9 protein-coding genes and 1 pseudogene are annotated in these 10,861 nt (G+C 53.0%); 6 read left to right on the top strand and 4 right to left on the bottom strand.

Annotation, left to right across the window (positions count from 1 at the left end):
• Positions 1-546: 546 nt before the first annotated feature.
• From GJ1_RS16385 to GJ1_RS18100, 3 genes and pseudogenes are all read left to right on the top strand, one after another.
• The gene (locus tag GJ1_RS16385; protein WP_245629436.1) at positions 547-1,170 is read left to right on the top strand and encodes an amidase domain-containing protein; all 624 of its coding nucleotides are present in this window, start codon (positions 547-549) and stop codon (positions 1,168-1,170) included.
• 106 nt (positions 1,171-1,276) lie between these two features.
• Positions 1,277-1,612, top strand: coding sequence for a hypothetical protein (locus GJ1_RS16380; RefSeq protein ID WP_066234756.1), 336 nt, complete (start codon positions 1,277-1,279; stop codon positions 1,610-1,612).
• A 17-nt stretch (positions 1,613-1,629) separates the two neighbouring features.
• A pseudogene (locus GJ1_RS18100) lies at positions 1,630-1,899 on the top strand (NAD(P)-dependent oxidoreductase); the annotation flags it as partial.
• A 93-nt stretch (positions 1,900-1,992) separates the two neighbouring features.
• On the opposite strand, the gene GJ1_RS16375 reads toward GJ1_RS18100, so the two are convergent.
• The 4 genes from GJ1_RS16375 to GJ1_RS16360 all read right to left on the bottom strand — a co-directional run bounded on the left by GJ1_RS16375 (position 1,993) and on the right by GJ1_RS16360 (position 5,711).
• Entirely contained in the window at positions 1,993-2,715 is a 723-nt protein-coding gene (locus tag GJ1_RS16375; protein ID WP_066234752.1) for a LutC/YkgG family protein, read from the bottom strand.
• Positions 2,712-4,142: a LutB/LldF family L-lactate oxidation iron-sulfur protein gene (locus tag GJ1_RS16370; protein WP_066234750.1), complete on the bottom strand. Its 1,431-nt coding sequence runs from the start codon at positions 4,140-4,142 to the stop codon at positions 2,712-2,714. Before GJ1_RS16370 ends, GJ1_RS16375 begins: the two co-directional genes overlap by 4 nt.
• A 15-nt stretch (positions 4,143-4,157) precedes the next feature.
• Positions 4,158-4,877, bottom strand: a complete 720-nt coding sequence (gene lutA / locus GJ1_RS16365) for a lactate utilization iron-sulfur protein LutA (RefSeq protein ID WP_066234748.1) — start codon at positions 4,875-4,877, stop codon at positions 4,158-4,160.
• Positions 4,878-4,985: 108 nt separating this feature from the next.
• Positions 4,986-5,711: a FadR/GntR family transcriptional regulator gene (locus GJ1_RS16360; protein ID WP_066234744.1), complete on the bottom strand. Its 726-nt coding sequence runs from the start codon at positions 5,709-5,711 to the stop codon at positions 4,986-4,988.
• A 313-nt stretch (positions 5,712-6,024) separates the two neighbouring features.
• Between GJ1_RS16360 and GJ1_RS16355 the strand changes: the two genes are divergently transcribed.
• The 3 genes from GJ1_RS16355 to GJ1_RS16345 all read left to right on the top strand — a co-directional run bounded on the left by GJ1_RS16355 (position 6,025) and on the right by GJ1_RS16345 (position 10,578).
• Positions 6,025-7,698: an L-lactate permease gene (locus GJ1_RS16355; RefSeq protein WP_066234741.1), complete on the top strand. Its 1,674-nt coding sequence runs from the start codon at positions 6,025-6,027 to the stop codon at positions 7,696-7,698.
• A 106-nt stretch (positions 7,699-7,804) separates the two neighbouring features.
• On the top strand, positions 7,805-9,217 hold the full coding sequence (gene glcD / locus GJ1_RS16350; protein ID WP_066234738.1) for a glycolate oxidase subunit GlcD: 1,413 nt from the start codon (positions 7,805-7,807) through the stop codon (positions 9,215-9,217).
• The gene (locus GJ1_RS16345) at positions 9,214-10,578 is read left to right on the top strand and encodes a (Fe-S)-binding protein (protein ID WP_066234735.1); all 1,365 of its coding nucleotides are present in this window, start codon (positions 9,214-9,216) and stop codon (positions 10,576-10,578) included. The genes glcD and GJ1_RS16345 overlap by 4 nt, the downstream gene beginning before the upstream one ends.
• The last annotated feature ends 283 nt before the right edge of the window (positions 10,579-10,861 follow it).

Genomic DNA, 10,861 nt, shown 5'->3' with positions numbered 1-10,861 from the left:
CCGTGATGTTGGCGGTGAAAAGAAAAGGGGGATGGAGATATAATCTCAGATGAAGGAAACACTGAATGATTGCGGAAAATACGGATGATTTGGTGAATTCAATTTTGTTATAATAAAAAATTAAAGAAGCCATGGATTGAAAAGTAGGTAAGACGAAAAACAAGGGAAATGACTTGCGTTTGCAATAGTTGTCCCTACAACCTGGAGAGTTTCACTTCTTCGGTCATTCTGTCCGTCCTAAGCGCTGAACGTTAGTTAATCTCGAGTTTACATTGCGATTTGATCTCAACTTTCTTGTATCAATCGATTGCGATGATCTGGTGACAACACAACTTGTTTCTACATCTCTTTTGCGACTCCGAAACGACCATGGAACTCAACTTCTTAACCAGGAACCCCAACAGGTTTAAAGTGACCATTGTCATTTATCTGACTAATATACAGTTGTCATTGAAAGAAGGGGGCGATCGATAAATTAGGATGACTTCGAGATGTCTTTATTCGGCTACATTGATCAAACGTGATGGAGATTGGCTGATTGTTGGGATGAACTACCAAGATACGTATTCTAAAAGAGGACAGGAAAACGGGCGGAAGGTTGGGGCATCGGGCTCAGAGACTCTGCCTACCTCAATCGCTGGAGGCGATGTTGTAACTCAGGGTTTTTACACCTATTACTCGCGGCAAGGGGCTGTCAACTATGCTAATCGATGGTGGAATGGGCGTAACCCGAAGTACCGATCCTTTTCGAATGACTGCGCTAATTTCGTTTCTCAGTCGTTCTACGAAGGAGGCTTCGCTCGGCAAGCTTGGGTGGAACCGTATGTTTGGTGGTACAATACCAAAGGAACTTCAGGGACCGGGGATGACGCATGGACTTACAGCTGGTCCGTGGCCCACGATCAAGCGTATCATCTTTCCCGGAATAACGAGACGGATGAGCACCGTGGCACGTACGTTGCCAAGGCAACTGATCTGCAGTTAGGTGACAGCATATATTACGATTTTGACGGTGATGGCATCTTGGATCACAGCGCGATTGTCGTTGAGATCAAGAACGGCCAGCCGTATGTCAACTACCATACCAATGATACGTATCATCGCTATTGGGATTTGGGGGCCAAAACGACACGTTTCCTCCATGTGACAGATTTCTATTGGATTAACTAATCAAAGATTGCGATGGCGGATGGATGATCTAGTAACTAACTATCCGTCATCGGGATGATTCTGGAGCTAGGATATTATTTATTCCATGGGGACGGAGGGGGATGAAGTGCGCATTGGCATCCCGTTGGTTTTGATCCTTGTATCTATTTTATTTTCAGGATGCCGGCAACAGACTGTCCCAGGGTATCAAGATATCCCGTTGCATCCAAAAGCGAGTCAAATTCATTCGGTGGACGATAGGGTGGAGTTTGTCGTTTTATCTGCGTCTGCAGAGGAAGTTGCCGACTATTATCTTAATGAACTTGAAAAACGACAATGGATTCAAGTTGACAGGTGGGGATCAGCCTTCGTTTATGAAAAGAAGGGACGTAAGATTTTGCTTGTCGTTACAGATGTGAAAAATCGCACCAAAGTATCCTTAAGCCCGTTCCAACCGAATTGATAAAGAATAGTCAAACCATTACAGGTGGACGGGCAACGGTCGAGGAGACGGCGCTTGTCGGCGCGCTGGAAAACCGCAACGTTCGCCTGGCGGTGCTCGATGTGTTTGAAGAAGAACCGCTTCCCCCGCACTCGCCGCTATAGGTTCATCCGAACGTTATCATGACCCCGCATATCACGGCGCTCACATCGGCGGGAGACGCCGCCCGCAGCATGTTAGACACGCTCCGCCGCATCGAAACGGGGGAACCTCTTGAAAATGCGGTCGATGTCAGCCAGGGATATTGATCAAAAGTGTTTACTGAACATTCGCTTTCAGGGCTTTTTTTGAGGAAAAAAGGAGACGGTGCCCTTGCCATGATGGACACCGTCTTCTCATGTTCACCGATCGGTGACGATGATGTACGCCGCTTTCATTGGCCCGTGGACGCCGACGACCAAGTTCATTTCAATGTCGGCTGAGTTGCTTGGGCCGGTGATGAAGTTGATGCATGACGGGACGAGGGCGCCTTTTTCGATTTGCTCGTGAATGTAAGCCGCCGCTTGCGTCATGCGCGGCACGACCGTGCTTTTCGGCACGATGGCGATATACGTTTTCGGCAAAAAGTGAATGGCCCGACCTTGTTCATTGCGGGAAAACAATACGACAGTCCCCGATTCGGCGAGGGTGATGTCGCTAAAAGCGATGCCGACGTTCGCCTGCTCGGCGGCGTCAATGTTTTTTCGGCCAAGCACCGGATTCCAAATATGGACGGTCGTTTGTTCCGCGGGCCATTCGTCGCGAAGCAAGGCGGACAGTCCATATTCGGCAAAGCGTGGATCATCCGGCACGATGATCGGGCCGCCTCCATAGGCGGCGACTTGCCGCTTCAGCGCGCCGGCGAGTTCGGCGCTTGTCGTCTCGATGTAATCGGTATGGATCAATTCGCATTGTTTTTGCAGCACTTTCAATAGGTCCTCTTGGCTGCGCCCGGCAAATACCGTCCATTGCGGCTGATAGCTCCATTGCGGTCGGGAAACCCCGGATAGGCGGGGGCTTCTTCCGAGACGCCGGGCGATGTTCTCTAAAAACGCATCGCGGTTATAAATGGTGCCACGAGTCATGACGGGTTTCCTCCTTTTTGGCGGTCGCGGAACCAGTCGCGGAACCGCTCTTTGCTTGGCGCCGGAAACTCGCGGCTTTCCGTCCACGCTTTGAGCGGGCCGGGGCCTTTCGTGACGCGCCCGTCCTCAACGAACGGAGCGAAGGCGCCTGGAGCGAGTTTTGTGCCAAATCGGTATAACGATGGCGAGGCCGTTCCGAGACGAAACGCCTTCATCGCCAATTTTTCTGCGACCGGCGCTTTTCCTTCGCGCTCAACGATGATTTGGCGATGTTTAATCAACAGCTCGTGAAGCGGGATTTTCACCGGGCACGCTTCCGTACAGGCGGCGCAAAGTGAGGATGCGTACGGGAGCTCTTTGTAATCGTCATAGCCGCCCAACAGCGGCGACAACACGGCCCCGATCGGGCCGGAGTAAATCGAGCCATACGAATGGCCGCCGATATGGCGATATACTGGGCAGACGTTGACACAGGCGGCGCAGCGGATGCATTGCAGCACCGGCTGGAACTCGGTGCCTAAAATCGATGAGCGCCCGTTGTCCACGATGACGAGATGGAATTCTTCCGGACCGTCAGCGTCGCCTTCGTCGCGCGGACCGGTGAGGACCGTAATGTAGCTCGTCAATTTTTGTCCGACTGCGCTGCGCGTCAGCATGCTGACGAGCACTTCCATCTCCTCAAACGTCGGGACGATCCGTTCCATCCCCATGACTGTAATTTGCGTTTTCGGCAGCGCTGTCACCAAGTCGGCGTTGCCTTCGTTCGTAACGAGCGTAATCGAGCCCGATTCGGCGATGGCAAAGTTGCAGCCGGTAATGCCGATGTCGGCCGTCAAATAGTCGCGCCGCAGCATCTCGCGGGCATGGCGGGCGAGTTCAACCGGGTCGGACGATTTCGTATAGCCGAGCTTGCGGCGGAAGACGTCGCGAATTTGCTCTTTGTTTTTATGCAGCGCCGGACCGACGATATGCGACGGTGGATCATGGTCATCGATTTGCAAAATGTATTCGCCAAGGTCCGTTTCGACCACTTGGCAGCCGATGGCCTCAAGCACTGGGTTTAAGTTGATTTCTTCTGTCACCATCGATTTCGATTTGACGATTTTTTTCGCTTGCTTTTCCAAAGCGACGCGGCGGATATAGTCGTTCGCTTCTTCAGCCGTCTGAGCGAAAAAAACGTGTCCGCCCCGTTTGGCAACGTTTTCACTGAGCTGCATTAAATAATAGTCCAAGTTTTCCAGCGTATGTTTTCGGATTTGTTCGGCAAGCGAGCGCCACTCTTCCCAATGGCCGAGCTCTTCGATGACGCCAAGCCGCCGCACATAGCCGCGGTCTTGCATGCCGGCGACCGCCCCGCGCATAAAGTCGTTGTTTAAATTTTCTTCGACCCGTTTCCAAAACGGCCCGTTTTCGATTTTCATCGGCATGTTCGCTTCCCTCCTTTAGTTGCGTGCATTCAACACTTCGGCAATATGCATGACGCGGATCGGCTTGCCGAGCCGTTCGATGCGTCCGCCGATGTTCATTAAACAGCCGCAGTCAGCGCCGATTAAATAGTCGGCTTCCACTTCTTCGATATGCTCGATTTTTTCATCAACCATTTGTTCGGAAATCGGCCCCATTTTGACGGAAAATGTGCCGCCGAACCCGCAGCATTGATGGGCGTTAGGCAGCGGAACGAGCTCGAGCCCTTTGACATGTTCCAATAGGCGGAGCGGTGCGTCTTTGACGCCAAGAAGCCTTGTCATATGACAGGATGTATGGTATGTTGCCCGCCCGTGGAGCGAGGCGCCGACATCCTCGACTTTGAGCACGTCAACGAGAAATTGCGTCAGTTCGTACGTTTTCGCGGCTAGTCGTTTCGCTTCCTCTTCCCATTCCGGGTCGCCGCGGAAAATGTGCGGGTATTCTTTCAGCATCGCCGCGCACGAGCCGGATGGGGTGACAACGTAATCGGCGTGGGCGAACGCGCGCATCATCTGTTTCATTGCCTCTTTCGCCTCTTTGACATAACCGCTGTTATACGCCGGCTGTCCACAGCACGTTTGCGCCTCCGGAAAATCGACCTCGCAGCCAAGCCGCTCGAGCAGTTCGACGGTCGCCTTGCCGGCGTTTGTGTAAAAAAGGTCGATGAGGCAAGTGACGAACAATGACACTTTCATTCGTTTCCCTCCTGTTTTTCCCATTAGATGAGCAGGTCATCTGATGACTATATGTCTATTATAAACGATTTTTTCAGATTCATAGCTCTTTTTTGCAAAAAAACGCACTCAGTTTGGCTGCTGAGTGCGAACGTAGCGACGCAACACGTTTTCGACATTGGTCAAATGTTCAAGCATGCGCGCCCGGGCGGCATCTGGATTTTGTTCGCGAATGGCTTCGAAGATCGCTTGGTGCTCGGCGAGCAGCTTTTCAGTCGTTGTCTGTTTGGAAAACAGCCAAATGCGGCGCGTTTCCCGCATTGTTTCAACGATCATGCCGGAAACGCTGTTCATGATGCTTGTGAGCATCGGATTTTGCGACGCCGCAGCGATGGCCATATGAAAGGCCAAATCAGCTTTTTCGCCGAGCTCACCGCTGCCGATGCCTTCTTTCATTTGTTTGAGCGCCTTCGCCATCGCCTCAAGGTCGCGCTCTGTCCGCTTGGCGGCTGCAAGCGAGGCGGCGCCCGCCTCAAGCAGCTTGCGCACTTCAAGCAAATGCCAAATATCTTCTTTGTTCATTAAGACAGCCATTGATAACGGAAACGTCATCATCGTCGGATCGAACTCACGCACGTACGTCCCTTCGCCTTGCCGCAGTTCGATCAACCCCATTGCTTTCAAGGCAGTGAGCGCCTCGCGAATGGCGGCGCGCCCAACCTGAAATTGCTCAGCGAGCTGCTGGACGGAATCAAGTTTGTCACCGGGTTTCAGCTCGCCGTTTTTGATCATATCAAAAATCGCTTCGGCCACTTCTTCATAGATTTTTTTCGTTTTAATTCGTTTAAACGCCAATGGTTCCACCTCGACACTCGAATAAAAGTAGATTCCCGGTTTTAGGGAATGGATATGTCCGCACTGTTAATTATGATACAGCCAACTAGGGGAGACAAGCGCTTTTTTGTTGATTTGAAAAAGGAGATCAATAAACGGAAAGTTTGAAAAATTAGAAACACCTATTGTATTTTGCAGAAAACGCTTTTATAATGTGATACAGGCGGCGTTTCTTATCCGGTCATCTGATGACTGGAAGAGTGAAGCACAAAGATGAGCGGGCGATCATTTGCAAACGCCGCTAAGTCAGGCATAAAGGGGAGGAGAAAACCGCATGTGGAAGCAGGACTTTACGCCCATCGCCGACCAGCTTTGGTTATCGGCCATTGTTGCACTCATTCCGATTTTGTATTTCTTTTGGGCGCTGGCTGTCAAGCGGATGAAAGGGCACATCGCTGGGTTGACGACGTTATTGCTTGCTGTTGTGCTGGCTGTAATCGCTTACAGAATGCCGGCTGGAAAAGCGGTTATGTCAGTGACGCAAGGCGCGGTGTACGGATTGTTGCCGATCGGCTGGATCATCATCACCTCTGTCTTTTTATACAAGCTGACGGTGAAAACAGGCCATTTTGACATTATCCGCAACTCGGTCGTCTCGCTCACCGAAGACCGCCGGCTGCAGGCGTTGCTGATTGCCTTTTCGTTTGGCGCCTTTTTGGAAGGGGCGGCCGGGTTTGGCGCGCCGGTGGCGATTTCAGCGGCGCTTCTTGCCGGGTTGGGGTTTAATCCGCTGTATGCCGCGGGCATTTGCTTGATCGCCAACACAGCGCCGGTGGCGTTCGGGGCGGTCGGGATTCCGATCATCTCGATGGAAGGACCGACTGGCGTGCCGGCGATGGAAATCTCAAAAATGGTCGGGCGGCAGCTGCCGTTTTTATCGGTGTTCATCCCGTTCTATCTCGTGCTCATTATGGCCGGGTGGAAAAAGACGGTGGAAGTGTTGCCAGCCATTATCGTTTCCGGTGTTTCGTTCGCGGTGACGCAATATTTGACTTCGAACTTTTTAGGACCGGAACTGCCGGACATTTTGTCCTCGCTCGTTTCGATCGTCGCGTTGGCTGTCTTTTTGAAATATTGGAAGCCGAAAAGCACGTTCCACTTTGCGACGGAGTCGGAAGTGGCGGCTGCTGGGCAAGTTGCTCGCGCGACGCAACGCGGCGGGGAAGTATTCCGCGCTTGGTCGCCGTTTCTTGTGCTGACGGCTTTGATCTCGCTGTGGGGCATCCCGCAAGTGAAGGCGGCGCTCACCGGCCATTATGAAGGGACAAACGGCTTGTTGAAGTTGGTCAACGCTATCGGCGTCCACTTGACGTTTATGCCGCCTGTGCCGGGGCTCAACAACCAAATTTTGAACCCAAGCGGCCAGCCGATCGCTGCGGTGTATAAGCTTGAGCTGCTCGGCGCGGCTGGGACGGCGATTTTGCTGGCGGCGGTCGTCACAAAGTTCATCATCGGCATCTCGTGGAAAGAGTGGGCGCGTACGTTTGTGGAAACGCTTAACGAATTGAAATTCCCGATCATCACGATCGCTTCGGTTGTCGGCTTTGCCTATATCGCCAACTCGTCAGGCATGAGCACGACGCTTGGGATGGCGTTGGCCAAAACAGGCCCGTTGTTCCCGTTCTTCTCGCCGATTTTAGGCTGGCTCGGCGTGTTTATCACCGGTTCCGACACGTCGTCGAACTTGTTGTTCGGCAACCTGCAAAAAGTGACGGCGACATCGATTGGCATGGATCCGGTGCTGGCGTTGGCGGCCAACTCATCAGGCGGCGTTGTCGGGAAAATGATTTCGCCGCAATCGATCGCCGTCGCCTGTGCGGCCGTCGGTTTGACCGGCAAAGAATCCGACTTGTTCCGCTTCACGATCAAACATAGCATATTCTTAATCATTTTGATTGGCATTCTCGTGTACTTGCAATCGACGGTATTGTCGTGGATGATTCCATAACGGCCACAAAGGGGGACGAGGCTTGGGGCGAGTGGAAATAAGGCGCCAAGCCCGGCCCCTTTTCCGCTCTGCGCGAAGGCAAACAATTTCAGGAAGGGTGAGACGATTGATTCCAAATGAGGCCAAGAAACGGCTGATCGAAGTGGTCGGAGCAGAGAACTACGATGACACGAAGGCCGGGCGTCTCGTTTATTCGTATGACGCGACGCCGCAGTTTCAATCGCTGCCTGACGCGGTCATCGCGCCGCGAAATACGCAAGAGGTGGCGGAAATCGCGAAAATTTGCAATGAATACCGGATCCCGATCGTGCCGCGCGGCTCAGGGACGAATCTTTGCGCCGGCACTTGTCCGGTTGAGGGCGGCGTTGTCCTTCTGTTTAAACATATGAACCGCATTTTAGAAATTGATGAGGAAAACTTGACCGCGACCGTTCAGCCGGGGGTTGTGACGCTTGACTTGATGAACGCTGTTGAGGAAAAAGGGCTGTTTTATCCGCCGGATCCAAGCTCGATGAAAATTTCGACGATCGGCGGCAATATTAATGAAAATTCTGGCGGCTTGCGCGGATTGAAATATGGTGTGACGCGCGATTATGTGCTTGGGCTTGAGGTCGTCCTAGCGAACGGTGATGTGATCCGCACTGGCGGCAAGCTGGCGAAAGACGTCGCCGGCTACGATTTGACCCGCCTGTTTGTCGGATCGGAAGGGACGCTCGGCATCATCACCGAAGCGACGCTGAAGCTCATCCCGATGCCGGAGACAAAGCAGACGATGCTTGCTCTTTATCAAGATTTGGAGGCGGCCGCCCGTTCGGTGTCGAAAATCATTGCGAACAAAATCATTCCAGCGACGCTGGAGTTTTTGGACCAGCCGACGTTGGAAGTCGTCGAAGACTATGCCCGCATCGGCTTGCCGACCGATGTGAAAGCGGTGTTGCTCATTGAGCAGGACGGACCGAAGGAAGTCGTCGAGCGCGACATGAAAAAGATGGCTGATATTTGCTGTTCAGAACAGGCTGTGTCTGTCCAGCTCGCCCGCTCAGAAGAAGAGGCGGAAGCGCTGCGGACGGCCAGACGATCCGCGCTGTCGGCGTTGGCGCGCTTGAAGCCGACCACGATTTTGGAAGATGCAACCGTGCCGCGTTCGGAAATTGCCAAGATGGTGAAAGCCATCAATGAGATTGCCGCGAAGTATCAAGTGAAAATTTGCACGTTCGGCCATGCTGGCGATGGCAACTTGCATCCGACGTGTCCGACCGATGCTCGCGATCGTGACGAGATGGAGCGCGTGGAAAAAGCGTTTGAGGAGATTTTTGCCAAAGCGATTGAACTTGGCGGCACGATTACCGGTGAGCATGGCGTCGGGGCGATGAAAGCCCCGTATTTGGAGTGGAAGCTCGGCCCGGCCGGCATCGCAACGATGAAAGCGATCAAACAGGCGCTCGACCCGAACAACATTATGAACCCGGGCAAAGTGTTCGCCAAAAGCACGAGAAAACGGGTGGTGGTGACACGATGACATCGAAGACCGAACAAGCGCTCATTCAAAAAGCGTTTCAAGAGCGGATGGATGAAGATGAGCTGATGAACTGCATGCGTTGCGGCTTTTGCTTGCCATCCTGCCCGACGTATATCGAATCTGGGCGGCAAGAAGCCCAATCGCCGCGCGGGCGGATTGCGTTGATGAAAGCGGTCGTGGACGGCTTGATTGAACCGGACGAGGAAGTGGAACGAGCGCTCCACTTATGTTTAGGATGCCGGGCGTGCGAACCAGTCTGTCCGTCCGGCGTCCGCTACGGCCATCTTTTGGAAGAGGCGCGCGATATTATTGCCCAGCATAAAAAAATGCCGCTTCCGGTCCGCCTAATCCGCAAGCTTGTCTTTGCCGGATTGTTTCCACATCAAGAGCGGATGCGCAAAGCTACGGCGTTGCTTGGATGGTACCAGCGCTCCGGGCTGCGGACGTTTGTCCGCAAAACTGGGCTGCTTCGCCTGCTTCCGGCATCGTTCCGACAAATGGAGCGCGTTTTGCCGGACGTGCCGACGGCGAAAGAAATGAAAGACCGCCCGCACCGTCTCGGCCCGGACGGCACGGTGAAAAAACGGGTTGCCTTTTTTGCCGGCTGCTTGATGGATACGATGTTTATGGCGACAAACGATGCGACGCTTCGTCTGTTGCAGCTGGCGGGCTGTGAAGTCACCATCCCGCCGTCCCAAGGGTGCTGCGGGGCGCTGCACGGGCATGGCGGGGAAAAAGCGATGGCGAAGGAGCTGGCGAAACGGAATATCGCCGCTTTTGAACAGTTGGACGTCGATTACATTGTAACGAACGCCGGCGGCTGCGGCGCTTTTTTGCTTGAGTACGATCATTTGTTAAAAGACGATCCGCAATGGCGCGAGCGGGCTGCGACGTTTGCGGCGAAAATCAAAGACATCTCCGAAGTGCTTTTGGAGCTTGGGTTTCATCAACGGCCGCTCCGCGTCGTGCCGCAAACGGTCACCTACCAAGACTCATGCCATTTGCGCAATGTGATGAAAACAGCGGCAGCCCCGCGCCGGCTGCTGCGGGCGATCGAAGGGGTCGATTTTCGTGAAATGAAAGATGCCGACCGCTGCTGCGGTTCAGCTGGGATTTACAATCTCATCGAGCCGGAGATGTCGATGCAAATTTTGGACTATAAGATGGAAATGGCGAAACAAACGAATGCAACGACGATTGTCACCGCCAACCCCGGCTGCCTGTTGCAAATGAAGCTTGGCATCGAGCGGGCGGGGTTGACCGGAACGGTCCGTGCGGTCCATATTGTCGACTTGCTGCTTGAGGCGGCGGAAGGAGCGCAGGCGGCGAAAGAGGAAGAGAGAATCCGGAAAACATCATAACGCGGCAATCTGACATTTTCGCCGAAAGGAGGGGGTTTTGACGTTTCTCGATTGGGGGAAGTCTCCTTATTTGATTGCATCCCTAATTATGGAAACGCACAACGTAACGAGGTTCCGATTGGATTGCGGGGAAATGGTTGACCTTTTCCTCGGACAACCATCATTCGCCGTGCATAAAAAATTTTTTGATTTCGTGTATAAAAAACGAAAAGGGAGGAAATGAATAATAACGTAACGTTTTCCAAGTATTCCCCCGATCCCCTATGAAATATAGTATTGGGCG

It is taken from the genome of Geobacillus jurassicus NBRC 107829 (assembly GCF_001544315.1).
GTDB lineage: Bacteria > Bacillota > Bacilli > Bacillales > Anoxybacillaceae > Geobacillus > Geobacillus jurassicus.
Note: the sequence above shows the minus strand (reverse complement) of the source record. Positions and strands in the feature narration are given on the sequence as shown.

What these genes read in the sequence shown, in the direction of transcription:
- GJ1_RS16355 (WP_066234741.1), top strand. Translation starts at nt 6,025, where the DNA reads ATGTGGAAGCAGGACTTTACGCCCATCGCCGACCAGCTTTGGTTATCG.
- lutA (WP_066234748.1), bottom strand. Translation starts at nt 4,877, where the DNA reads ATGAAAGTGTCATTGTTCGTCACTTGCCTCATCGACCTTTTTTACACA.
- GJ1_RS16375 (WP_066234752.1), bottom strand. Translation starts at nt 2,715, where the DNA reads ATGACTCGTGGCACCATTTATAACCGCGATGCGTTTTTAGAGAACATC.
- GJ1_RS16385 (WP_245629436.1), top strand. Translation starts at nt 547, where the DNA reads ATGAACTACCAAGATACGTATTCTAAAAGAGGACAGGAAAACGGGCGG.
- GJ1_RS16345 (WP_066234735.1), top strand. Translation starts at nt 9,214, where the DNA reads ATGACATCGAAGACCGAACAAGCGCTCATTCAAAAAGCGTTTCAAGAG.
- GJ1_RS16370 (WP_066234750.1), bottom strand. Translation starts at nt 4,142, where the DNA reads ATGCCGATGAAAATCGAAAACGGGCCGTTTTGGAAACGGGTCGAAGAA.